At 65.5% G+C, this 24,236-nt stretch carries 24 protein-coding genes; 5 read left to right on the top strand and 19 right to left on the bottom strand.

The features are described 5' to 3' along the window. Positions 1–124: 124 nt before the first annotated feature. On the top strand, positions 125–862 hold the full coding sequence (locus tag BST27_RS15570; protein ID WP_069421405.1) for an acyltransferase: 738 nt from the start codon (positions 125–127) through the stop codon (positions 860–862). 13 nt (positions 863–875) lie between these two features. Here the strand turns inward: BST27_RS15570 and BST27_RS15565 are convergent, their stop codons facing one another. The 5 genes from BST27_RS15565 to BST27_RS15545 form a co-directional block, all read right to left on the bottom strand. Continuing rightward, entirely contained in the window at positions 876–2,264 is a 1,389-nt protein-coding gene (locus BST27_RS15565; RefSeq protein ID WP_079220050.1) for a neutral zinc metallopeptidase, read from the bottom strand. Positions 2,265–2,276: 12 nt separating this feature from the next. Continuing rightward, positions 2,277–2,810 carry an anti-apoptotic protein gene (locus BST27_RS15560; RefSeq protein ID WP_069421407.1) on the bottom strand — a complete coding sequence of 178 codons (534 nt, stop codon included), beginning with the start codon at positions 2,808–2,810 and terminating at the stop codon, positions 2,277–2,279. A gap of 110 nt (positions 2,811–2,920) precedes the next feature. Then, positions 2,921–4,267, bottom strand: coding sequence for a cryptochrome/photolyase family protein (locus BST27_RS15555; protein ID WP_069421408.1), 1,347 nt, complete (start codon positions 4,265–4,267; stop codon positions 2,921–2,923). A gap of 3 nt (positions 4,268–4,270) precedes the next feature. Next, positions 4,271–4,756, bottom strand: a complete 486-nt coding sequence (locus BST27_RS15550) for a TspO/MBR family protein (RefSeq protein WP_069421409.1) — start codon at positions 4,754–4,756, stop codon at positions 4,271–4,273. Further along, on the bottom strand, positions 4,749–6,848 hold the full coding sequence (locus BST27_RS15545) for an MMPL family transporter (protein WP_069421410.1): 2,100 nt from the start codon (positions 6,846–6,848) through the stop codon (positions 4,749–4,751). The genes BST27_RS15550 and BST27_RS15545 overlap by 8 nt, the downstream gene beginning before the upstream one ends. Positions 6,849–6,923: 75 nt before the next feature. Here BST27_RS15545 and BST27_RS15540 point away from each other — a divergent pair, with 75 nt between their 5' ends. Beyond that, complete coding sequence (locus tag BST27_RS15540; RefSeq protein WP_069421411.1) at positions 6,924–7,418, top strand: MarR family winged helix-turn-helix transcriptional regulator; 495 nt, start codon at positions 6,924–6,926, stop codon at positions 7,416–7,418. On the opposite strand, the gene BST27_RS15535 is transcribed toward BST27_RS15540, so the two are convergent. After that, positions 7,357–9,687: an MMPL family transporter gene (locus tag BST27_RS15535; RefSeq protein ID WP_079220051.1), complete on the bottom strand. Its 2,331-nt coding sequence runs from the start codon at positions 9,685–9,687 to the stop codon at positions 7,357–7,359. The two genes, BST27_RS15540 and BST27_RS15535, sit on opposite strands and share 62 nt — an antisense overlap. Before the next feature lie 174 nt (positions 9,688–9,861). On the opposite strand from BST27_RS15535, the gene fni reads away from it, so the two are divergent. Both fni and BST27_RS15525 read left to right on the top strand, forming a co-directional pair. Further along, positions 9,862–10,914 carry a type 2 isopentenyl-diphosphate Delta-isomerase gene (fni, locus tag BST27_RS15530; protein ID WP_069421412.1) on the top strand — a complete coding sequence of 351 codons (1,053 nt, stop codon included), beginning with the start codon at positions 9,862–9,864 and terminating at the stop codon, positions 10,912–10,914. A gap of 7 nt (positions 10,915–10,921) precedes the next feature. Then, positions 10,922–12,217, top strand: a complete 1,296-nt coding sequence (locus BST27_RS15525) for a glycosyltransferase (RefSeq protein WP_069421413.1) — start codon at positions 10,922–10,924, stop codon at positions 12,215–12,217. On the opposite strand, the gene BST27_RS15520 is transcribed toward BST27_RS15525, so the two are convergent. The 13 genes from BST27_RS15520 to BST27_RS15460 all read right to left on the bottom strand — a co-directional run bounded on the left by BST27_RS15520 (position 12,185) and on the right by BST27_RS15460 (position 23,451). After that, the gene (locus BST27_RS15520; RefSeq protein WP_069421414.1) at positions 12,185–12,724 is read right to left on the bottom strand and encodes a MarR family winged helix-turn-helix transcriptional regulator; all 540 of its coding nucleotides are present in this window, start codon (positions 12,722–12,724) and stop codon (positions 12,185–12,187) included. The two genes, BST27_RS15525 and BST27_RS15520, sit on opposite strands and share 33 nt — an antisense overlap. After that, on the bottom strand, positions 12,705–13,730 hold the full coding sequence (locus tag BST27_RS15515; RefSeq protein ID WP_069421415.1) for a Rieske (2Fe-2S) protein: 1,026 nt from the start codon (positions 13,728–13,730) through the stop codon (positions 12,705–12,707). Before BST27_RS15515 ends, BST27_RS15520 begins: the two co-directional genes overlap by 20 nt. Beyond that, the gene (locus tag BST27_RS15510; protein WP_069421416.1) at positions 13,727–15,262 is read right to left on the bottom strand and encodes an FAD-dependent oxidoreductase; all 1,536 of its coding nucleotides are present in this window, start codon (positions 15,260–15,262) and stop codon (positions 13,727–13,729) included. The genes BST27_RS15515 and BST27_RS15510 overlap by 4 nt, the downstream gene beginning before the upstream one ends. Beyond that, entirely contained in the window at positions 15,259–15,978 is a 720-nt protein-coding gene (locus BST27_RS15505; RefSeq protein WP_069421417.1) for a class I SAM-dependent methyltransferase, read from the bottom strand. The genes BST27_RS15510 and BST27_RS15505 overlap by 4 nt, the downstream gene beginning before the upstream one ends. Beyond that, positions 15,971–16,291, bottom strand: a complete 321-nt coding sequence (locus tag BST27_RS15500; RefSeq protein ID WP_069421418.1) for a lycopene cyclase domain-containing protein — start codon at positions 16,289–16,291, stop codon at positions 15,971–15,973. The genes BST27_RS15505 and BST27_RS15500 overlap by 8 nt, the downstream gene beginning before the upstream one ends. Continuing rightward, positions 16,288–16,611: a lycopene cyclase domain-containing protein gene (locus tag BST27_RS15495; RefSeq protein ID WP_069421419.1), complete on the bottom strand. Its 324-nt coding sequence runs from the start codon at positions 16,609–16,611 to the stop codon at positions 16,288–16,290. The genes BST27_RS15500 and BST27_RS15495 overlap by 4 nt, the downstream gene beginning before the upstream one ends. Beyond that, positions 16,608–17,543, bottom strand: a complete 936-nt coding sequence (locus BST27_RS15490; RefSeq protein ID WP_069421420.1) for a phytoene/squalene synthase family protein — start codon at positions 17,541–17,543, stop codon at positions 16,608–16,610. Before BST27_RS15490 ends, BST27_RS15495 begins: the two co-directional genes overlap by 4 nt. Further along, entirely contained in the window at positions 17,540–19,081 is a 1,542-nt protein-coding gene (gene crtI / locus BST27_RS15485) for a phytoene desaturase family protein (protein WP_069421432.1), read from the bottom strand. The genes BST27_RS15490 and crtI overlap by 4 nt, the downstream gene beginning before the upstream one ends. A gap of 13 nt (positions 19,082–19,094) precedes the next feature. Next, a complete protein-coding gene (locus BST27_RS15480; RefSeq protein WP_079220052.1) occupies positions 19,095–20,279 on the bottom strand; it encodes a polyprenyl synthetase family protein in 1,185 nt (394 codons plus the stop codon). Positions 20,280–20,469: 190 nt separating this feature from the next. Continuing rightward, positions 20,470–21,048 carry a MarR family winged helix-turn-helix transcriptional regulator gene (locus tag BST27_RS15475; protein ID WP_069421421.1) on the bottom strand — a complete coding sequence of 193 codons (579 nt, stop codon included), beginning with the start codon at positions 21,046–21,048 and terminating at the stop codon, positions 20,470–20,472. A gap of 236 nt (positions 21,049–21,284) precedes the next feature. After that, positions 21,285–21,500, bottom strand: a complete 216-nt coding sequence (locus BST27_RS15470; protein ID WP_069421422.1) for a hypervirulence associated TUDOR domain-containing protein — start codon at positions 21,498–21,500, stop codon at positions 21,285–21,287. A gap of 6 nt (positions 21,501–21,506) precedes the next feature. Further along, positions 21,507–23,009: a DUF2867 domain-containing protein gene (locus BST27_RS15465; RefSeq protein WP_069421423.1), complete on the bottom strand. Its 1,503-nt coding sequence runs from the start codon at positions 23,007–23,009 to the stop codon at positions 21,507–21,509. A 4-nt stretch (positions 23,010–23,013) separates the two neighbouring features. After that, on the bottom strand, positions 23,014–23,451 hold the full coding sequence (locus BST27_RS15460) for a hypothetical protein (protein ID WP_069421424.1): 438 nt from the start codon (positions 23,449–23,451) through the stop codon (positions 23,014–23,016). 363 nt (positions 23,452–23,814) lie between these two features. On the opposite strand from BST27_RS15460, the gene BST27_RS32445 reads away from it, so the two are divergent. After that, positions 23,815–24,207: a catalase family protein gene (locus BST27_RS32445; protein ID WP_069421425.1), complete on the top strand. Its 393-nt coding sequence runs from the start codon at positions 23,815–23,817 to the stop codon at positions 24,205–24,207. Positions 24,208–24,236 lie beyond the last annotated feature (29 nt).

Raw genomic sequence — 24,236 nt, 5'->3', positions numbered from 1 at the left:
TCGGCCAAAGCAGCGAACGTGTACCAGCTGAGGGTAACCCGTGCACGCTCGCTTCCCTCGGATGGCCGCATGCTCTGCCCGCCCATTTTTGGCGTGCGATGCGACCCGACTAGGCTTTCCGGTCATGACGAGCATGTGGGGTGCGCCGCTGCATCGCCGCTGGCGTGGTTCGCGGTTGCGCGACCCGCGCCAGGCCAAGTTCCTGACCATGGACTCCCTGAAGTGGGTGTTGAAAAACCGCGCATACACCCCGTGGTACTTGGTGCGGTATTGGCGGCTGCTGAAATTCAAGTTGCAGAATCCGCACATCATCACGCGCGGCATGGTGTTCCTGGGTAAGGGTGTCGAGATCCACTGCACACCAGAACTGGCGCAGCTCGAGATTGGCCGGTGGGTGCATATCGGCGACAAGAACACGATTCGGGCGCACGAGGGTTCGCTGCGGTTCGGCGACAAAGTGGTCCTGGGTCGAGACAACGTCATCAACTGCTATCTGGACATCGAGCTCGGTGAGTCGGCGCTGATGGCCGACTGGTGTTACGTCTGCGACTTCGACCACCGCATGGACGACATCAACGTCCCGATCAAGGACCAGGGCATCATCAAGAGCCCGGTCCGGATCGGGCCCGACACCTGGGTCGGGGTGAAGGTGACGGTCCTCCGGGGCACCTCGGTCGGACGCGGCTGCGTGCTCGGCTCGCACGCCGTGGTGCGCGGCAACATTCCGGACTTCTCGATCGCGGTCGGTGCGCCGGCGAAGGTGGTCAAGAACCGTCAGCTGTCCTGGGAGACGTCGGCGGCGCAGCGCGCCGAGTTGGCGGCCGCCCTGGCCGATATCGAGCGGAAGAAGGCAGCCCGCTAGCGGGGCGTTGCGCTCAGCGCGACAGGCACTCCTTGACGCCCTCATAGACGCCGTCGCGGTAGGCGTCAACGCGTTCGGCCCCCTGCCCCTGGCGCTGGACGTCGCCGGAGCCCCGGAAGATCAGCAGCGCCGCCACCGCCTTGTCCAGGTCACCGGGGGAGAGCTTGAAGATGGCCGTCTCGCGGGTTGCGAGCAGCAGGTTGGCGGCCCAGGCGCCGGCCAGGCAATCCGCACGCAGCGAGGTGTTCTTGTCGCTGCTTCCCTGGCCGAAGCGGTCCAGGGCCGCCAACCCGTATTGCGTGGCGATCAATGTGGACACCGCGAAATCGCCGGCCTCGTCATATATCGCCGGCATCGTCTTGACGGCATCAAAGCCCACGTAATCCTCTGGCACGCAGTAGAACAGCACATATTCGGTGACGGGGGCGCCGCCGCACGCCGGTGGCCGCCGCGGATCGAACGGTCGTGCCGCCTGCAGCGGTTGCCACGGCTTGTCGGCGATGAGCGGGAACACCTTTGACCAGTAGTCCTCGAGGTCGACGGGCACCAGGTTGATGATGTCCTCGTAGGGCGCGTTGCCCCCGCTGGCCACGTCGACGAGGCTGTTGAACGGGATCTCGGTGACCACTGGGTCGCCGTCCCGGTATTCCTTGCACCTAGGGGTCCCCTCTTCGAATCCGGTGCGGTAGGAGCTGACCCGGTCGAAGCCGCTGCCGTGGGCGCGGGGGTCGTCTTTTTGGGTGCCGGGCTCGTCGCGCAGGAACAGGAAACCTGCCAGCGCGCGGTCTTGGTCGTTGAGGCTGGGAGTGAACGTCTTGTCATTGATCGCATGCGCCGCCCACGCTCCGGCGAAACAGTCCGCCTGGATCTCCTTGGTCACCGTCAAGCCGGAGAACTCTGCCCGGGCTTGGATGGCGTGCCCGAATTCGTGCGCGAGCACCACCGGTATGACGAAGTCGCCGAAGCGCTTTCGTAGGCTGGGCAGGAGTCCTTCGGCGTCCCACGCGACGACGTCGGACTTAGGACAATAGAAGGCGTTGCCGGCGATGTCGGCTTTCGAACTCGCGCACGGCGGCAATTTCCCCGAAGACGGCACCACCGCGTATAAGCCCCCTTTGACTGGGGTGTATTCGCGACCGTACAACTTGGGAAACTCGGTTTTCCAGAAGGCTTCGATGTCTGCAATCGCTTTGGCCGCAATCTGATTCACCGGATTGGAGGTGTCGCCGTTGATCTGCACCGCGGCCTCGGTCGAGGGCGCGGCGGGTTTCGACCTTGTCGTCGGCCGGGTGAAGCCGCAACCGACGCACAGCAGCAGAATCACGACAGCCAGGGTCAACGCACGCGTGCTGGATCGCACCTGCCGCTCCCTCCCCCCGGAACCGTAGGCGTTCGGAGACAACAGCTCCGACGGCTACTCCTCTGGGTGATCGTCGACCTTGTACCGGAAACTGATGTCTTGCGGATTTGTCACGGTCACCGTGATGCCGTACTTCTTGCTGCCGTCGACAAGTTGGCACCGGATGGTCGCTCCTTCAAGTCCTTTCAAGTTTTCGGGGCAGGTCACCGAGTCCGGTCGCTGGCCAACCTGCTCCAACAATTGATCACTGATGGCCTGGGCGACCTCGTCCTTGTCGCGGGTCTTGACCATGTCGAACTTGACGTCCTTGCCCTCGACGCTGGTCACCGTGACATTGACGTCGTAGGTGACGCCCTTGACCTTCATCTTGCAGTTGAGCTGGGCACCGACCTTGGCTTCCAGGTCTCCGGGACAGCTCACCTCCTCCGGCTTATTGCCTTCAGGGTCGGTCAGCTTCTCGGCAATCTGGTCGGACACTTCCGCTTGGCTGACCGATTTCGATGTCGAGACCGAGCAGGCTCCGGCATTAGCTACCAGCGTTGCTGCCGCAACCGAAACCAGCAAAGTCCGAACGATCGAATGAGCCACAACGTCTCCTGGCAGGCTTTGACAACCGTGAATGGGGGAGATAATTGCACGCCGAGCAAACTTCTGAAAAGAGGTTCGACAAAAATGCGGTTGCCGATCCTATTGGCGCGTTAACCCAGGTCCTGGTAGCGGCGCAAAGCTTCGGTGCGCTCGGCGGCGTGGTCGACGATCGGCCGCGGATAGTCTGCGGGCCGATCGCCCTTTCGCAACCGTACGTCACTGACGTCGGCCAGCTCCGGAACCCAGCGCCGGACGTAATCGCCTGACGGGTCAAACTTTTCGCCCTGCCTGTCCGGGTTGAACACCCGAAAATACGGCGCGGCGTCGGTGCCGCATCCCGCGGTCCACTGCCACCCGTGCTGGTTGTTGGCCAGGTCACCGTCCACCAACTGGTCAAGGAACCAGCGTGCGCCCCACTGCCAGGGCAAGTGCAGGTCCTTGACCAGGAAGGAGGCGACGACCATGCGCAACCGGTTGTGCAGCCAGCCTGTCTCGCGCAGCTGGCGCATGCCGGCATCGACCAGAGGAAACCCGGTTTCACCCGCCTTCCAGGCTTCGAAACGCCGTTCGGCGTCGGCGTCGGTATCGGTTTGGATGGCATCGAACTCGCGATTCCAGTTCCACCACGCACTGTCGGGCCAGTGGTGCAGCACCGAAGCGTAGAAGTCGCGAAACGCTAACTCTCGCAGGTACGCCGCATCGCCCTGCCGCCGCGGATTCAGGTCGTTGACCATGGTGCGCGGGTGAATCGTGCCGAACTTCAGGTGTGCCGACATCCGGCTGGTGCCCGGCAGGTCGGGACGGTTGCGGTCGTCGGCGTAGCGTTGCAGCCCGTCGTCGACGAACGCGGCCCACTGCGAAAGAGCCGCGGCTTCACCGGCGGTCACGTCGAGGGCGACTCCGGGATCGGGGATCTCACATTGCTCGATGTCGGACGGCTCGAGCCAGCGAACGCGGCCGGCCTTCGCCGGCTGCCGCCACCCGGCTTCGCGCCACTGCGCAAAAAATGGCGTGAACACCTTGTACGGGGTGCCGTCCGGTTTGGTGACGCGGCCGGGGGAGACCAAATACGGTGAACCGGTCGCGACCAGGGGCACCGGGTCGAGCGCCTCGCGGACCCGCTCGTCGCGTCGTCGCCCAAATGGCGCGTAGTCCGCCGAGATGTGTACCGATGAGGCACCGATCCGCTCGACGATCTCGGGGATTCGCTGTTCGGGTCGGCCCCGGACCACCAGCAGCCGGCCGTCCAGATCCGCGTTGAGCTGTCGCAGCGCGTCGCCCAGGAACTGCAGCCGCCGTTGGCCGGACGAAGCCTCCAACCGGGGGTCGACGACGAAACAGGCAAGCACTGTGCTGGTTTCGTCGGGAGCGCCGTCGGCGGCGGCAGCGGCTGCGGCCGTCAGCGCCGGGTGATCACCCAACCGGAGGTCGCGGCGAAACCACAGCAGTGTGGTCATGATTCAGCGATTGAGGAACCAGATATGGGTGGACAAAACGGTGGCGAAGCCACACCACAGCGCGTACGGCGACAACGCCGCGCCGGCCCGGGGGTCAGCCTCGGCCGCCCGCTTGACCAGATCGGCGCTGCTGGCGGTGAGCGCCGCGGCACCGAGTGCGGATGCGCCGAGTCTGCGGTAGCGGAAGAACAACCAACTCCACCCGGCGTTGAGGATCAGGTTGACGCCCAGCGCGGTGATGAAGCCGCGCGCCTTCTCCGGTCGTCCTGTCTCGCGAAATCGGTCGATCGTCACGGTGGAGGTGGCCGCGATGTCCGTGTAGAGCGTGGTCCAGACCACCGGAAAGGCGACACTGGGCGGTTGGTAGGAAGGCTTGCGGATACGTGCATACCAGGTAGGGGTGCCACCGCGGCCCGGGCTCGCGATGCTCCCAGCGGTCGCCGCCGCGGCGACGGCCAACGACGTTGCCGCCAGCGTCTTGCTATTCATCAGAAGATCCTCCATTTGTCGGTTGAGCCTGGCGTTCAACCGATTTGAGATCGGTGGGCCACCAGATGCGGTCACCGATCAGGGCGAACAATGCCGGGATGACCAGCGTGCGCACGACGAACGTGTCGAGCAGGACTCCCAGGCCGACGATGACGCCCAACTGGGTCATGACAATCAGCGGCAATACTCCCAATACCCAAAACACCGCGGCCAAAACGATTCCCGCGCTGGTGATCACACCGCCGGTGGCGGAAACCGCTCGGATCATGCCAGCGCGGGAGCCGACGAGTGCGGCTTCCTCACGCGCGCGGACGACCAGAAAGATGGTGTAGTCCACACCGAGGGCGGCCAGGAACAGGAAGGCGAACAGCGGAGTGCTGTTGTCCAGTGCCGGAAATCCGAACAGATGCGTACTGGCCCAGGCGCCCATGCCGAGCGCTGCCAGGGCGCCGAGAATCGTGGCGGCCAGCAGCGTCGGCGGCGCGAGCGCGGACCGCAGCAGCACGTAGAGCACGACCAAGATGACGGCGAGGATCGTCGGAATGAGTAGCGCCCGGTCGTGGGCCGCGGCGTCGCGCACGTCCAGCGCCTGCGCGTCGGGGCCGCCGACCAGTGCATCTGGTGTTACGGCCTTGATCGAATTCCGCAGCGCGGCAATGGTTGTAAATGCCTGTTCGGAGGCGGGTGCGGCGTCGGTTACCACTGACCATTTGGTGAGTCCCGCTGCGGAGCGACCCGCCTCGGTCGCCGAGACCACCCCGGGAGTCGCGTCGATCGCCTGGCGCACCCGGTCCGCTTGTGCGGTCGGCGCAAGGACGACGGTGGGGTTGGTCAGCCCGGCTGGGAAATGCGCGGCCGCTACGTCGAAACCGGTAACCGAATCCGCCTGCACCCGAAATTGTTCCGTTTGGGACAGGCCGATGCGGGTGCCGACCAGCCCAGTGGCCAACGTGGCCAGCACGGCGATGGCGATCCCGCCGATCAGCGCCGGGCGGCGGGCCACCCGTTGCGCAACACCGTGCCAGAAGCCGGATTCCAGCGTGTCGCCGTCGAGTTGGCGTGGAATGAACGGCCAGAACAATCGCCGGCCACACACGGCCAACAGCGGCGGCAGCACTAGCAGCACCGATGCCGCCGCGACGACCAGACCGCAGGCCGCGAGCGCGCCCAAACTGCGGGTGCTGGGGGTGCTGGCGAAGACCAGGGTGAGCAGGGCCAGCACCACGGTGGCATTGCTGGCGACGATCGCCGGCGCGGCCCTTCGGACCGCCCGTCGCAGCGCCTCCCGGTGTTCGGCCTGGCCACCGAGTTCTTGCCGATAGCGGGAAATCAATAGCAGCGCATAGTTGGTTCCAGCGCCGAACACCAGCACGCTGGTAATCCCAGCCGTGGATCCGTCGAAGTTCAGGCCCGTCAGCGACGCCACCACGGTTCCAACGGACGTGGCAACCTGATCGGCGAACCCGATGACAAACAGCGGCACCAGCCACAGCACGGGGGATCGATACGTCGCGATGAGCAGCAAGGCCACCACCGATGCTGTCACGGCCAGCAAGGTGATGTTGGCGTTGCTGAAGGCGTTGGCGATGTCGGCGCCGAAAGCCGGTCCGCCGGTGACGTGTGCCTGCAGTCCGGCGGGCAGCCCGGTAGCTGCTGCGGAGCGCAGCTCTTTCACAAGATCGCTGAGGTCCAGACCCGAGACGTCGGAGCTGATCGGCACTATGCCGATCGCGGCTTTGCCGTCTGCAGACACCATGGGCGGCGGCTGCGGTGCCGGCGCGCCCGGTTGAGCGCGGGTCTGCATGCGGGCGCACGCGTCCGTGGCGGCGTTCACGTCGGCCGGGGACAGCGGCGCGCCGTCGGCACGGCTGACTACCAGGATGACGGAAGCTTGTCGGCCACCCTGAAATTGCCCGGCCGACGCGTCGACCTGGGCCGATTCCGCGTCCGCCGGCAGCGCGACCGGCGCCTGGCTGGCCGCCTTATTGCCCCCGATGATCAGCATCACCGCGATGCCGATCGCGAAGAGGGTCAGCGACAGCAACCACGAGCGGCGACTTGACACCACTCGCGCGAGACGATCCCACCCCATCGATCCAGCATTTCATTCATTTAAGTATTAATCAAATTAACTAAATACCTGCTTCGCGGATATGCTCGAGGTGACATGGAGCACGCCGAGCACACCCGCCACCGGACCGAGCTGGAATCACTGATCTCCGCCGATCTGCGGGAGTTGTCGACCGAATCGGACGAAATCGGTCGACTGTTCGCCGTGTCACATGACGTGCGGCCGAACGACTTTCGCGCCCTGCTGCACATCATGGTCGCCGAGACCGCCGGGCGGCCATTGACCTCGGGAGACTTGAGCCAGCGGATGGGAATGACTAACGCGGCAATCACTTACCTGGTGGATAGGCTGATCGAGTCCCGTCATATCCGTCGTGATGCCCATCCCGAAGACCGGCGCAAGGTTATTCTGCGGATCGCCGACCCGGGGTTGGCCACCGCGCGTTCCTTTTTCACCCCGTTGGGGCAGCACACCCAAGCGGCGATGGATGATCTACCCGATGCCGACTTGGCCGCCGCGCACCGGGTGTTCAGTGCATTGATCGCTGCGATGCGTCGGTTCCAACGCGAACTGGGCGCGGCTCGGACATGATTTGGTCTGGGGGAGCAAGGGTTGTCTCCCTCGCGTCCCGAAACCGCTTGTGCCACCGAGCCAACGGGGCAGGCGCCCACCAGTTCAGATCGCCGAGCACGTGCATGAAGGCCGGCACCAGCAACATCCGAATCAGCGTCGCATCAACCAAGATGGCCACGGTCAGCCCGAATCCGAACATGCGCATGAATGACACGCCCGCCGAAATCAGGGCGGCAAACGAGATCGACATCACCAGCGCGGCGGCGGTGACCACCCGTCCCGTGTGTGCCAAGCCAAGCGCAATGCTTTCGTCGTTGGCGCCTTCGTCGATGGCCCGTTTGTCGTCACCGCGGTCGTGCCGTGCTTCCAGCCAGTGCTCGCGGATGCGCGCAAGCAGGAACACTTCGTAGTCCATCGACAGGCCGAATGCGATGCAGAACATCAGCACCGGCACGGTGACGGTCAGAGTTCCGGTCGGCGTGGTGCCCAACGCGTGCAGGTGCCCGTCCTGGAATATCCACACCAGCGCACCGAAAGTCGCGGTGAGCGAAAGGATGTTCAGCAACACGGCTTTGACTGGCAGCACCATGCTGCCGGTGAGGAGAAACAGCAGCACCAGCGTGACCACCGCAATGAAGCCGAGCACGAACGGAAAGCGCGAGGTGATTCCGTCGACGCAGTCACGATTGGTTTGTGCCATGCCGGTGATCAGCACGTCTTGGCCGCCGGGCGGGGCGATCCGGTGCAACGCGTCGAGCTGATTCTCGGAGGCCTGAGTGTACAGGGGCGCGGTGGTGTCAACTGTGAGATATGCACTACCGCTTGCCATTCCGGTGGGAGCCGACGGCGGTCCCCGGCGCTCGCCGGCGACAAAGGTGCCGGTAGGTGAAGACACCGCCGAGACATCGTCGACCAGCGAGATCCGTTTGGCGTAGTCGTCGAGATCGGTGGTTCTCAACCCCGCAGTTTCGGGCAGCACCAACTTGACCCGAGTTTCGGTATTCATTCGGAAATCCCTGCGAATCCGGTCGTTGACTTCCCGCGCCGACGATGATGCGGGTAGCACGCGGTCATCCGGATACCCCCAGTTGACACCGAGGAAGGGAGCCCCGAGTGCCAGCAGCAGGACGACCAACGCCATTGCCACCGGAATGGCATGACCGGTGACGAACTTTGACGTTCGGTACCAGAAGCTTTGTTCGATGCGACGGGGTGTCGGTTCGGGACGACAAAGCAGGCGCCGTCCCCACCGCCACACGTTGAAGGCGTCGAGTCGGTCGCCGAGTAGGACGATCGCGGTGGGCGCCACCACCACCGCGGCGATCGCGGCGAAGGTCACCACCGCTACACCCGCATACGCGAAGGACTTCAGAAAGTACATCGGGAACAGGGCCGTCGCGAGCAGGGACAGCGCCACCGTCACCGCAGAGAACAACACGGTGCGACCCGCGGTGGCCATGGTGCGCCGCAGAGCTAGCTTACGGTCCACCGCGCCGGGTGTCCCGCGGCCCAGTTCGTCGCGGTATCGACTGACGAGCAGCAGCGTGTAGTCGACGGCCAGCGCAAACCCCAGTGCCACTGCGACGTTCAGGGCGAAGATCGACACATCGGTGAACAGCGCGATTCCGCGCAACACCGCCAATGAACCCAGGATGGCGAACCCGCCCACGGCCATCGGTACGGCGGCCGCCAGCAGTCCGCCGAAGACCCAGGCCAACGCGATGAAGCTCAACGGTATCGCGATGACTTCCATTCGCAGCAAGTCGTTTTCGGTTCGTTTGTTCACTTGGGAGTAGACGATCGCCGATCCACCCGCCTGCACCGAGATCCCGTCGCGATCGCGAGTCAAGCGTTCCGCCAGTGTTTGTGCCTGCTTGGGTGCGCTGCTTTCGTCACCTTCAAGGGCGGCGAGGATCATGGCCGACCTGCCGTCCGTGCTGATCATGCCCGGCGCCGTCGGCGAATCCCAGGGCGAGACCACCTGCGACACCCCCGGCGACGCGTTGAGCTGCTGCACAATGTCGACGCCGACCGCCTTGGCCGCACCGTCCAGCACGCCGTCTTGCGCGCTGATCAGCAGGACCATCTCCATGCCGCCCTGGCGGAAATTCTGCGCCAGGATCTCGGCACCACGCGCGCTCTCCGAATGGGGATCCAGAAATCCGCCGCCGGACAGGCTGCCCGCCGCCGGAATGCCGAAGATGGCAGTGCCGATCATGAACATGATGACCAGTGCCATGATCCGTCTTGGCGCAGAGATGCAAAGCTGGGCAACTTTCTCTAACACGGGCGGGTCCTCTGCGCTGGTAGCCGGCTTAGACCAACTAGGTACCCATTAATTTTGTGAATCATTCAGAAACTTAACTATGGATAGAAGTGGGTATAGGGTGGATGTAGGGGGACGCATTTGGAACCAATCGCCGAAGACGTCCACGAGCGGACTGCGCAGGAAGGATTTGCTGTGGACGGATCGACGCCTGGCGGGAGGGACATACCCAGGCGCAAACGGCGCCATATCGACGTCTGCCTCGAAGAAGACGTGAGCTTCCAACGCGTCAGCACCGGACTGGAGCGCTATCGCCTGCCCTACAACGCACTCACCCAGACCAACCTGGACGACATCGACCTCTCGGCCGAGTTTCTCGGCTCCCGACTGCGGGCACCAGTCCTGGTGGGCGCGATGACCGGGGGAGCGAAACTGTCGGGCACCATCAACCGGAACCTGGCCACGGCCGCGCAGGCGTTGGGCATCGGCATGATGCTCGGTTCGCAGCGAGTCATGCTCGACAGTGCACTGGGGGAGCAGGCCGCCGACAGTTTTGTGGTGCGCGACGTGGCGCCGGACGTGTTGTTAATCGGAAATATCGGCCTGTCCCAACTCACCAAAGACGCGGTACCCGACATCGTCCAGGCCCTCGACCGGGTCGGAGCCAATGCGCTTGCCGTACATACGAATCCGCTGCAAGAGGCGATGCAGCACCACGGCGACACCGACTTTGCCGGATCGCTGGACCGGTTGCACGACGTGACCGCAATGCTGAAATATCCGGTGTTGCTGAAGGAGGTAGGCCATGGGATCGGCGCCACCGCCGTCACCGACCTGTTGCGGTTGACCGACGAACCCCCGGTAGCCGCAATCGATGTCGCGGGCGCCGGTGGCACCTCGTGGTCGCGTGTCGAACAGTTCGTCCGCTACGGCGAGGTCCGGTACCCGGACCTGGCGGACTGGGGGATACCCACCGCGCAAGCCCTGGTGGAAGTGCGCACGGCGCTACCGAAGATCCCGCTGGTCGCCTCGGGCGGAATCCGCACCGGGATGGACGCCGCAAAGGCCATCGCGCTGGGCGCCGACGTCGTCGCGGTGGCTCGACCGCTGCTCGCGGCTGCGATCGAATCCGCCGGGGCCGCAACGGAGTGGCTGCAACGGTTCATCGACGAGCTGCGCATCTGTCTGCACGGCTGCGGAACGGCCGACCTGCGCGGCCTACGCCGCCTGGGTGTAACACCCATTTAGGCCGAAAATGGCGGTGATACTTGCCTACTCCTCGCCCGCGCTGGGCCACGTGTATCCGTTGGCCGCACTGCTGCGAGAGCTCGCCGACCGCGGCCACGAAGTCCACCTGCGCACCATGGCCGGCCAAGTTGCCGCGATGCGTCGCGCCGGAATAGAAGCTGAGGCTGTCGATCCGCGGATCGAGGCCATAGTTGGTCAGGATTGGCGGGCGCGCAACGCTTTAGGCGTACTCAAGAGGTCGATCGACGTGTTGTGCCGACGTGCGGTGCTGGAGGTCGACGACCTGCGCGGTGCGATGACACAACTGCGGCCCGACGCGGTGATCGTCGACGCCAACTGTTGGGGCGCGATCTCCGCGGCCGAGGCCGGTGATGTTCCCTGGTTGGTGTTCTCACCGTTCACGCCGTACCTGCGGTCACGCTCGGCGCCTCCATTCGGTCCCGGCTTGCGGCCCCTTCCGGGCCCGATCGGCGCCCTCCGCGACGCGTCGATGCGCCCGTTCGTCAGATTCCTCTTCGACCGGCCAATGGTGCCGCGCATCAACGCGATTCGCGCAGATCTGCGAATTCCACCCATCGCTTCGGTGGACGGGTTGATGCGCCGTGCGCCGTTGCTGCTGGCGGTCGGCGGCGAACCCTTCGAATATCCGCACCCGGACTGGGGTGACGCGGTGCACCATATCGGTGCTTGCGTCTTTGAACCGGACGACTCCCGAGAGGCTGCGGTGGCGGCGGTGCCCGACTGGCTGGATGCCATCGACCGCCCCATTGTGCTGGTCAGCACGTCCTCCATCCCACAGGGCGACGCCAAACTGGGTCATATCGCGCTGCGCGCACTGGCCGACGAGCCGGTCCATGTCGTCGCAACGTTTCCGGCCGGCATACCCCTTGGGCTACCGCAGACGTCGAACGCCACGGTATGCCAATTCATTCCGCACGGCATGGTGCTCGACCGGGCGGTCTGCGCGGTCACGCACGGCGGGATGGGCGCCACGGTGAAAGCCCTCGATCGCGCTGTCCCGGTCTGCGCGGTGCCCTTCGCCCGCGACCAAGCCGAGGTGGCGCGCCGCGTTCAGATGGCCGGCTGTGGTACTCGGCTCCCGGCGGAGCGGCTCAGCGTGACTCGATTACGCAGTGCCGTGCTCGACGCGATGCGCATGGGTGAGGGCGCCCGTCGGGTCGCCGCCGGTTTCGCCGCCACCGGCGGTGTGGGACGCGGCGCCGATCTGATCGAGCAGCGCCTGCTGTCCCGCGACGGTGACCGGCCCCTGCTACCGGGTTGTTCCGCGCCGGAAGCTGGCTGAAGGTTTGGCGGCAGCGGCGCGCAACTCCTCCTCGAACGTCGACATGGCCGCCATCATGGCCGTGAAAACGGCGTGGGCGGCGGCGATGTCGGAATCGTTCAATTCCGCCAGAGCCGAGCTCAGATGCACCCCGAGCGGGTCGAAAAACCGTTGTGCGACCGTCATGCCGCGATTCTCGTAGCGCAGCAGCCACTTACGTCGGTCCTCGGGGTCGGGTTCGCGGCGGATGTGACCGGCCTCGATCATCCGGTCGACGAGGTAGGTGACCGCCGCGGCTGAGATGTCCATGCGTTGCCGCAGCTGGGCCAGAGTCAACGGCGTGCCGGCGGTTTCGGCCACCATGATGTGCAGCAACGCGTGAAAGTCACTGCCGCTCACATCGTTGTGGCGGGCGAAATAGCGGCCGATGCGGTCGGATTGCGCCGTCATCGCTCGCATGTCAGCGGACAGCAGCCGTTCCAGCTCCCCCCGGGGTGAGGGAGGGTTCTTAACCTGACGCTTGGTCACTGGAGGCCGGCCCGCTTTCCTCGCGTAGGTGGTAGAGGCGCTCGGCGTAGGCCAGGTCATCACGCCACAACCGATTGGCGGCGTAGCGCATGAGCGGTCTGATCAACGGCGCCGCATTGCGGGCCATCCTGAACCCCGGCCGCTGCGAATGCGCAATGGTCGCCTCAATGACGGCGACCCGTGGCCGCCCGTCGGTCCCTGGACCGAGCGGGGTGGCGTGGGTTTCGACAACGCTACCGCTGCCTTCACCTTCGACGATCCGCATCACGATGGTGCGGGCCTCCGGGCAGGTGAATTCCGCGATCGTGGGGACACCGAACCGTCCGATGCGGAAGGTGACCGAGACCAGGAAGCGGTCGTCCTCCTGGGTCGGAGTGGTGAGCACCTCCAGCCGGGTGAACGAATACGGGTGGAACCATCCCCCATGCCAGGGGTCAAGGCGATTCGCGATGATGTCGGTCGGTTCGCAGACGCCGATGCTGCGGGTGACGGCGGGCAGGGTGGTCGTGGTGGGACGATGCGGCAGTACCGGAAACGCCAACGGATCTTCACCGCCGACGCGGTCGAGTCGAACCCAGGCCAGCACACCGTCGTCGTGACTCGGGTACGGCGCCCAGCCCATCTTGCAGCTGTTGCCGTCCAAGGCCAGCCCGTGCCATCGGCAGAACAGCACTCCCTCGCGGACGATTCCGGTGGCCAGCTCCGCACCGAGATGGGGGCAACTGCCCGGGCCGACGACCAGTCGGCCGTGCCGGTCGCGCCATGCGACCAGTTCGACGCCCGCGACCTTCGCGGCGTGCGGGCGATTCGCGCGCACTGAGCGGCTGTCGGCGAACACATACCAGTTTCCCGTCGGCCGGCGTTGGGACCGTTCGAGCGCGGCGTTGATGATCCTTGGTTGCGCCGCGCCGTACGTCGGGCGTTGCTGTGCCCACGAGACGCGGGGAATCACCTGCAGTGGCCAGTCTTTGGGCCACCGCTGCTGGAGTCGGTCGCTGATGCTCATCGTGGCTGCCGTTCCTGACGCAGTGCCAGCGACCGCAGTAGCCGCGACCGACCCCGGGTGGGCACGGTAATCAGTTCGTGTCCTGCGACACCCCACCGCTGCAGAAGATGATTGGCCGCGCTCCAGCCGGTAGTGGCGGCCCGCTCCATCAACGCGACCGGCAAGTCCAACCGGATCGCGTCGCCGGCGAGCAGCAGCCCAGGCTGTGGTGTGACGACCGCCGGGCGCCGGGAGTAGGTTCCCGGCGTGAACAGCGGGCAGTCGCTGCGGTGCAGCACTCTTTCGTGAATCACCCGCGCCGACGCGGTCTCGGGGTAGATCTTGTGCAGCTGCGCAAGCCCAGCTTCTCTTGGCGTAGCGGAATCCAATGCATAGGAATGTAATTCGATGACCGAACCGCCTGTCTGACGTGTCCAGGCGGCCGCCTCCCGCTCGTAGCGCTCCAACACGCTGATGTTGTCCAACGGCGGGTGACCGGCGGTGCCGAGGAACGGGGCCCGGTCGTATCGCACGGGGCGGTCCAACCAGAGCCGACGAACTTCAAACGAAGGGGCGGTCCGCAACCGTTGTATCTGTGTGCGCCAAGTCTCGTCAGCGAGTTCGACAGATGCGGCAACGATCCGCTGCAATCCGCCGATGTCGACGGCGAGCACTACCGCGTCCGCGTCGAGCCGATCACCCGAACCCGTATACACGTTGAACGGCTTTGCGCGGCCGCCGGTCACTTGCAGCACCTTATCGCCCATGCGGAACCGGACCCCGCGTTGGGTCAGGTAGCTCTGCAGTGGATTCCACAGGCTCACATCGAAATTCGCCGTCGCGACGTCGAAGATCAGGCCCTCGTTGGACCCCAGGAAGTAGATATGGAACATGGTGGCCAACTCGGCGGCCGACAGCTGTGACGGTTCGGCGAAGAAGCTGCGGGAGAACACCTCGAAGGCAAGGTGACGCGCGGACTCCGGGAAATTGATGCTCTTCAAGAAGGTTTCGGCGTCGATGTGATCGAGTCGGCGGTAGATGTCCGGCACCGACACGGCCGCCAGCGGCGCCGCTGCTCGAGCGTCGATGCGAACCAGGTCGGACAGGCGAAAGGTTGGGCTACGCAGCGCGAACGCGAGCGCATTCCACGGTGGTATGCGCGGCAACCCGCGAAACGTGTCGCGCCGGCCGGCGCCGTCGATCAGCGGGTAATCGGCAACGGGCGCCAGCATCCGAAGTTGCGGGTCGACTCGGCGAAGCAGGGCCCGCAGGTTGTAGTACTGGCGGAAGAAGGCGTGAAAGCCACGGTTCATGGCCAGCTGGCTGGGTGAATCGCTGTCAGCTTCATGTTCCGTCCAGCCGCCCACCCGGCCGCCGAGATAGTGCTGGGCTTCTACGATCTCGACGTCGACGCCCCGTTCGGCCAGGCCCGTCGCCGCGGCGAGACCCGCGATGCCCCCGCCGACGACCACCACGCGCGGTCGTGACGACAGCGCGCTGGCGTCGGATAGGCCGGGCGATGCCGGATGGATTTGGCGACGTCGATCGGTCATTGCGGTGCCTTTCCCACAAAGGTGTGGACGATGTCTTTTTCCCAGCCCGGCATGGTTTCGCTGTGTACTTCGTCGAATCCGGCGTCGGACAACCGCTGCCGGAATCGAGCGGCTCCGTCGAAGGCGAGCGCGCTACGCCACAGGTGCCGGTACAGGGTCGTGTTGCGGGTGCGCAACCAGCCGGCGGGGATGATGATTCCCCAGCACACGGCGTGCCAGATGCGGGTGGCGGCGGCCGAATCGCGCACCGAATATTCGTGCACGGCAAGGGTTCCGCCGGGGCGCAGCATGGTGCGGAAGGCGCGGAGTTGGTCATCCGGGTCGGCGAGATTACGCAGGAGGTAGGCGGCAAAGATGCCGTCGAACGGCCCGGTGACGCCGTGCTTGTCGAGCTCCTCGATGCGCGCGTGGACGAAGCGGACCGTCGATGGCCACGACTTCGCCTGTGCCGCATCCAACATGCCGCGGGCGGCGTCGACGGCGATGATCTCCGCCTCCGGCGCCACTTCCAGCAGCGCGGCCGTCGATGCACCCGTGCCGCAACCGGCGTCGAGCAGCCTCAGGCCCTGGCCGCGCATGGGCAGGCCCATGCGGCGCGCGGACAGCCGTAAACCGTTGTGATATCCGGGGTTCGCGCCGACCAGTCGGTCGTAGGCCCGGGCGCCCACGTCGAATGCGTCGGGCACCTCGTTGCGGGACAGGCCGGCCTTATCCATGATTTCGACTCGCACGTTGTCGCTCCCACAACAGCATCACGGCGGTGACCAGAGCGAAGCCGAACAAGAAGTCTTCGACGGGGATGTCCAACGGGAAGCGCAGCCCGCTGGTGTGCCGTTCGTTGTAAAGCACGATGGGTGCGCTCAGTTTCGTCAGCCAGCCGTCGACAAGAACCTGAAAGCCGATCACGATCACCATCGACAGCCAGTAGGCGGCTCGCCGGAACAGCCCGGTGCGCAACACCTTCAGCTCCAGCGCGCACACGGCAACGACGGCGATCACCGCCGGCAGGGTGTATCCGAGTCCCGTCATCGGCGTCTGCTCCAGTTCAGGATGGTGCTGACGGCGTTGTAGGTGAGCAACCCGCACAACGGGATCACCACGAAGAACAGCACCTCTTCCAGCGGTATCGGAGGTGGCAACTCGATGCCGGTGATGTAGTCGTGGTTGTACGTCCACACGTGGGCGGCGATCGCGACCGCATCCCAGATCAGGAACACGGCCGCGACCGGAAGCACCGCCCACGCGGCGCGGCGCAGTTGTCGGTAAACGCCGCTGCCGAACAGCTCTAGTGGCGCGGTGATGAGCAGGCACAGGCCGAGCAGGATCAGGTACTGCCAGCGGTCGTTCACGCCGCACCGACCCTGCGCCGAATTCGCCAGGACCGGAACAGTGCGCCGCCGGCCACTTGCAGCCGACGCGTCGTCCCGACGGTGGCCCGGTGGCTGAAGACGGAGAAGTCGCTGTCCTCAATACAATCCAGGATTTCCGAGTACAAGGTGAACGCCGTTGCGACGCAGGGACGTGACCGCGGCGCCAGCATGGCGATGCCGTCGGCGGCGAACCGGTAGATCTCCCGGGTGATTTCGTGCTGGGCCGCCAAGGCGCTTCGCACGCGCGCATCGGTACGGCGCTGCGTGTGACACCACAGCATCAGGTCTCGGTCCACGCCGTGCGCGGCGAGTTCGTCCGCGGGCAGGTAGATCCGATTACGCATGAGGTCCTCGTCGACGTCGCGCAAGAAGTTGGTGAGCTGGAAGGCCTGCCCCAGCGCGGCCGCGTACGGGGCAGCCTCTTCGGTGTCGACGACCGTGCCCAGCACCGGAAGCATCTGCAGTCCAATGACTTCCGCGGAGCCGCGCATGTAGCGGTTGAGCGCGGCGCGGTCGGGATAGTCGGTGACGGTGAGGTCCATGCGCATGGAGGCGAGGAAATCCTCGAACAGGTCCGCGGGAATCCGGTAACGCCGCACGGTATCGGCCACGGCGGCCAGGACGGGATGATCGTGGTGCTCGCCTCCGGCGAAGAACTCGTCGGACAGCCGCTGCAAGCGGTCGCCACGCGCCCTCGCGTCGAGTTCGTGGTTGAACTCATCGAGGATGTCGTCGGCGTAACGGGCGAAGGCGTACAAGGCATGCACGGCAGGGCGTTGGTCCGGCGCGAGCAACCGGGTGGCCAAGAAGTAGGTGCGGCCGTTCTCGGCGGCGATCTGCCGGCAGCGTCGATATGCCGTGCGCAGGCCCAAGTCGTTGATACCGGCGGCGTCTAGTTCGGTTCGGATCACTGCACTCGGGCTTTCAGGTCGATGGTTTGGGTTCTGGCAGCGGCCCGTCGATCGGTCATCCCGGTGATGCGGTCGGCGGCCAGTCGCCCGGAAATCAACGTCGTGGGCACACCCACGCCGGGCACCGTCGAGGATCCGGCCAGCACCACGTTGTCGATCCCGCGCACCAGGTTGGCCGGCCGGAATGGCCCGGTCTGGGCGAACGTGTGCGCCAACGCGAACGGTGTACCCGCGGCCATGTCCTGGCGCGCCCAGTCGGCCGGAGTGTCGACGTGCAGCAGTCGCAGATCATCACGCAGCTGGGGGAGCAGACGTGCCTGGACAGTGTCCACCATCGTGTCCGCGTACTTGCTCGTCATGCGGGACCAGTCGATGCGACCGCGGGACAGATTCGGCGCCGGGGCGAGCACGTAGAGCAGGTCGCGGCCGGCGGGGGCCAGGTTCGCGTCACTGGCGGTGGGACGGGTGACCAGCAGTGACGGATCCCGCATGAGTTGGCCGTCGCGGATGATGTCGGTGAACGTCTGCTCCCATGCGTCGCCGAACAGGATGTTGTGGTGCGCGATCTGGGGGTCGTTGGGTGCGGCGGTGCGGCAACCCAAGTGCAGAACGACCGCCGACGGGGCCGCGCGCAGCGGCAGGATCCGGCGGGGCTGACGGCCCAGAAGCTGGTAGGTGCGCGGCAACTCGGTGGTCAACACCACGGCGTCGCAGGCGATTCGCTCACCGTGCTCGGTGCGGACGGCCGTGACGCGCTCACCGTCACGTTCGAGCCCGCTGACCGAGGAGCCGTAGCGGAAGTGGACGCCGGCGTCGCTCGCGGCCGCGGCCAGCGCATCGGGCAGCGCGCGGACGCCGCCGCGGGGGAAGAAGACACCGGAAACGGTGTCCATATAAGCGATTACGGCATAGACGGCGAGTGCTTGCTGCGGCGCGACACCGGCGTACAGCGACTGGAAGGTGAACACGCGCCGCAACCGTTCATCGCTGATGTGGCGCTTGACCATCGTTTCCCAGCGCCGAAAGCCGCCGATCGCCGTCAGGCGACCCAGCGCGGGCGTCAACAACGACAATGGCGAATCGAAGTTGGCGGAGATGAACCCGGCGAATTCGGTGCGATACAGGCGGTCGAGCCAGTCACGCAGGGCGCGGTAGCCGGCGGCTTGCTGGGGACCGGCGAACGCGCGCACCGACTCGGCCATCCGGTCGGCGTCGCTGTGCACGTCGACGGCACTGCCGTCGGCGAACATCGCCCGGTACGCCGGATCCACCGGAAGCAAATCCAAACGCTGCGCGGTACTTTCACCGACGGCGGCGAACGCCTCGTCGATGAGGTCGGGCATGGTGAGCACCGTCGGCCCGGTGTCTATCCGGTACCCGTCGATGTCGCGTCGGCCCGCCCGACCACCGGGCCAATTCTCCCGCTCGATGACCGTGACTTGCCGGCCTCGGCCCGCCAGGTGCAGCGCGGCGGCCAGCCCGGAAAATCCCGCGCCTACTACCACAACGTGGTCGGTCCGTCCTCGTACGGTACGCATCAATCCCCCCGATTCACGCGGCGCGCCGTGTGCACACACCGGCCATGTCGGCCAGCGCGTCTTGCATTGCGACGTCAATTCCGCTGTCGTCCAGTGCGGTTCGTGCGATTTCGACTCGGTCGCTGATCATTTCTTCGATGTACGACACCGCCCCGGTGGCGCAGATCAAGCTCCGCCACCGGTGGAGTGCATCGTCGTCGAGGTGGTCGCTGTTGATCAGTTCGCCGAATTGACGACGCGTCGCGGCGTCGCCCATGTGATAGGCCGCGACGATCACACTGGTGGCCTTGCGTTCCTGCAGATCTCCGCCGTTGGGCTTGCCGGTGGTCTCCGGTGTTCCGAAGGTGCCCAGAATGTCGTCGCGAAGTTGAAAGGCTTCGCCGACGGCCGAGCCGTATTCACCGAGCATGGCAACCGTGCGCGGACCGCAACCGGCCATTGCGGCGCCGATCTCCAGCGGGCGTCGCACCGTGTAGTTGCCGGATTTCTTGCGGGCTACCTCAAGCACCGACTCCATGCTGGGCAGGTTGCGCAAATCAATTGCCAGATCTGCGAATTGGCCGATGGCGAGTTCGGTGCGCATGGCGTTGTAGCGGGGCCACGCCCGCTCTAGCTGGTGGCGATCGAGCCCGGTGCTGCGCAGCATCTGCTCGGCCCAGATCAAGCACAAGTCGCCCAGCAGCACGGCGGCCGATTCCCCGAACCGACGCGAGGAGCCAGACAGCCCGCGCTCGCTGTGCCAGCGGGCGAACTGGATGTGGGCCGCGGGTCGTCCGCGCCGGGAGGACGAATCATCCATGACGTCGTCCTGAAGCAGCGCGAAGGCGTGCAGCAGTTCCAGGCTGGCTGTGGCCGCAAGTGCCGCGTCGCTGGCGGGAGCCGCGCAAAGCCAACCCAGGTACATGAACGTCGACCTCAGGCACTTGCCGTCCTTGACGAACTCCCGCAAGATCCCGCCGGCCACGTCCACGCCGCATTCGCCCAATTCGTCGGCGCAGCGCGCGGAGACGAAGTCGGAGACTTCGGCGAGGACCTGCTGGCGCAGGTTTGTTCGCCACTGGCCGAATTGGTTGGGCGCGGGTGGCCAGGCCGCTCGCGCGACTGCCGGTCCGGCGGGTCGTGTTCGCGGGAATTCGCACAATGGTGGCGCCGAGGTTGAGTCGGGAACCTCGGTGAGCGTCCGCCCGGAGTGTTGCATCGTCACGCCTTGGTACCCCCTGAATCAGAAAACAAACCCTTTGGCGGGGACCCGTTGGCGGTCCGCGTCAACCTTGACGGTAAGTTCAAGTACTTAATGATTAACTAAATGAATGAGTTCTAAACCTGCCGCTGTGATCGCGAGCGGCAGCCACGCAGCCTCCACCGAGGCGGACGCTGCTTACTGCTGGTTAGGTCCCGTTCTGCTGTGGGACGCGGCGGCGGACCTTGGTCGACGCGGGGGGCTTTGCAGCCGGCACCGAGTGGGTTTCGGCTGATGCCGCCAGTTGGGCTTCAAACGTCGACATCGCGGAGATCATGGCGCTGAACACCCGATGGGCGGCCTGTAGATCGCGGTCCGGCAAATCGGCCATGGCAGCGCGCAGTTGCTCGCCAAGCGGTGTGAAGAAGGAGCGGGCCAACTCCATGCCGGAGTCCTCGTAGCGAAGCAACTGTTTGCGCCGGTCGGCGGGATCGGGCTCACGGCGGATGTGGCCGGCGTCGATCATCCGGTCGACGAGATAGGTGATCGCCGGAGGTGACACATCCATGCGCTGCCGCAGCGCGGCCAGGGTCAGTGGAGATCCCGCGGTCTCGGCGACCATGATGTGCAGCAGCGCGTGAAAATCGTTGCCGCTTACCTCGTTCTTGCGGGCGAAGTGGCGGCCGATGCGGTCAGATTGCGCAGTGATGGCGCGCATGTCGGCAGACATCAAATGCTCTAGTTCTGCTCGGTCTGGTCGCCGATCAGCAGCGCCGCGCTTCGTCACTTATCCGCATCCTTCTGGGCGATTCGCCGATCAGCGTATAGGTGACTGCGACCTTCGGTCGCGGCATGGAGGGTGTTTCTCGATTGGTGGCACTCCGCATGGTGGTCAAAAGGGCAGGTTAGACACCGATTGCGGCGCTCGATCAGGTAACCACCCAAGGTGGCTTTGCTCACACCAGGGTGCCGGCCCGGGCCTTGGAGGGTGTTCGCTCGACTTCGCCGGATCGTGGCCCCAGTTCAGTCCTCGGCGCGCAGCGCGCCCGGCTTGTGCACGGCATCGCGGCCGGTCTTGTCGCTACGCACCTGGTACTGCGGGTCGTCCTTCGATGCCCGTACGGTGCGGCCCGCGGCCTCGGTGTCAGAGGTGATCTTCCGGTCCACCTCGCCGTGCACGGTGCTGCCGTGGCTTCTCCAGCTGACCTTGTCGCCTTTGTGAAATTCTTTGTCGCTCATAGCTCTTCACTTTCCAAGGGTCGTCAGGTCTGCGGCGTGGTCGGTCAGCGCGCGGGCAACGGCGCTGACATCGCGGGCGACGCCGGCTGACAAAGCCTTTCGGGCCGGCGCCAAACCGTTCCAAAAGACTTGTCCGGCAAGGCCATAGGGCTGGAATACGGCGCGCTGCCGATAAATTGAGCCACCGTCGTCAGCGGGACGCACGGCGAGCTCCAGCCAGAGGCGCCCCGGAAGCCGGAACTCGGCCCGCAGCCGAAGTAACCGCGGTGCCTCGATCCGTTCGACCAGCCACCAGTCCAGTGATTCTCCCTCGTGCAATTCGCGGTGCTCGAGTGAGTGGCGTGCCGTTCCCGTGCTTTGGGCGGCGCCTCTCGGCCGCCGAGCAACCCACCCGCGCAGCGACCAGCCCCGGGGCACGGCCGACCACTCGCTTTCGGCGGCGGCGGTCGCGACGGCACGCCACACGGTCGCCGAATCCGCCTCAATGTGACATTCCCGCACGTCTTCGTACAGCGATCCGCCCGCCCAGTCCGGGTCGGTGGGCAGCGGCCGAGACGGCGCATCTTCGGCCTCGGCCCGCCACCAGCGGGTGCGCACATCGCCGTCACGCACGTGAGACAGTGCCAGCTCGACGGCCTCTCGGTAATGCGTCAGGCCGCCCTCGGGATCGGGGAGGTAATCCGCGATGTCATGGTCGGCGCACACGACATCGTTTTCGAGGGACTCCATCAGCGAGACCGCCAGAGCGCGGGGGAGGGGGGTCACCACATTCACCCACTGCGAGGAGAGCCAGGGGCTCAACACCGGCGCCGGTATCGCCAGCCGTTTAGGTAGGCGGGCAATCTCCGCGTACTTGCGGATCATCTCGGTGTACGTGAAGTGGTCGGGACCACCGATGTCGAAGGGGCGATTCACCTCAGCCGGGAGTTCGGCCGACTTCACCAGGTAATAGAGCACGTCGCGGATCGCGATGGGCTGCACGCAGGTGCGCAGCCAGCGTGGGGTGACCATGAGCGGGAGGCGATCGGTCAGGTACCGCAGCATCTCGAAGCTGGCCGAACCCGCCCCAATGATCGCGGCCGCGCGCAACTCAACGGTGGGTACGCCCGACTGACGCAGCAGCTTGCCAACCTCCTCCCGGGAGGCAAGGTGGTCGGAGAGTTCTTGCCCCTCGGGGATAATGCCGCCGACATAGACGATCCGGGACAGTCCGGCCGCCTGGGCGGCCTCGGCGACGGTGCACGCGGCGTCGTGGTCGAACTGGACGAAGTCGGGCCGCATCATCGAGTGCACCAGGTAGTAGAGAACCTGCTGGCCCTCCAGCGCCGTACGGACACTGTCCGCATCGCTGACGTCGCCCTGGAACACGTCCACTTTGTCGCGCCAGGGCACGTCGTCGAGCTTGCTCGGATCGCGCGCCAGGAGCCGGACCCGGTGGCCCTCGGAAAGTAGCGCCGGCACCAATCGCATGCCGAGATAGCCGGTGGCGCCGAACACGACACAGTCCATCGAGTTACTCCCCTGTCCGGTCGTCGTTCGGTGCGGCGGTGTGGGCCGGATGGCCCGACGTGCGTCGCCGCTCCTTCATCTCGGCTTCGAAGACGTGGCGACGGCCCCCGGTGAGCTGCGTCCGCACCAGCCGTTCCACCTCCTGGAAGCACCGGTAGTAGCCGTCGTCGTAGTCCTCGATCACCTGAAAGCTCCACCTGCCCGGCAGCACGTTGCGGCCGATGAGGTGGTGGCTGATGTGGTCGGCCAACTGGGCATGTCCGTTCTCTCGGAGCAGGGCTACCGCGCTGTCGAGCTGCAGGTCGGCCCGCCCCGTGAGCTGGTGAAACGAGTACAGGTGCCCCCGCGCCCGCTCGATGGTTTCCAGTGCTTCGGAAACCTTCCCGGCCGCTTCCACTGCCGCGTCACTGGCGCCCGCCGGACGCCGATCGTCCAAACCCATCCCGGTTCCTCTCCGCTGTTGGAGCCGGTATTCCCGCAGATGTATTGCCTGAACCGCGGCGGAGTGCATTTAGTTAATTTTCTTAATGTTTCATAGTTGAGTTGATCTCGCGGCCCCCTTCCGCGCCGGAGTTTTGATCGCTGGCTCGCGGGTAGCCGTTGTTGTGGCTTTTGTAGGGGGCAACATAGACGCGCGTCGCGCGATTGAGACTGTGTGGGAACCGCGACCCGCGGTCTCTGCGTCGCCATCACCGAACTGCGGCCGCAAGGCCGATGACCATCGACTCGGCCTGCTTGACAGGCGATTCCGAGGCGGCATGGACGACTTCAAGCAATATATCGAAAGTAAAGGGGCGCAGAACAAGTGAGTGTTTCTGAGTTGAGCATTTCGGACCTGGTCGCCAAACCGTTCCAGTGGGGCTCCGCCCTGCGGCACCGGCGATTCTTCCATCCGGTAGGGGTGCTCGCACGTGGCTCGATCGAACGCGTTGCCCCGGAGGGGCAAGGACTGCCGATCGGTACCAGCGAGGTCATTGTCCGCGTCTCGAAAGCCGTTGGCACGCCTGGCGCATTACCCGATGCCGTCGGTGTTGCGCTTCGCCTGCCGCCGCGCCATTCCGGGGAAAAGCCATGGGATGTGCTGTTGGTCACGGCAGGGTCGAACCCGTTGGCCCGCATTGCTGCCCTGCGACCGGTCGGTTCGTGGAGCGGACTCTCAATGAAGATGTCAAGCCGCCGACTGTGTGATTGGGGGTGAGTCGGGTTGCCAGGTGCGGTTGTCACGGA

The sequence above is a fragment of the Mycobacterium intermedium genome (genome assembly GCF_002086275.1).
GTDB lineage: Bacteria > Actinomycetota > Actinomycetes > Mycobacteriales > Mycobacteriaceae > Mycobacterium > Mycobacterium intermedium.
This window is presented reverse-complemented; position numbering and strand designations above follow the sequence as displayed.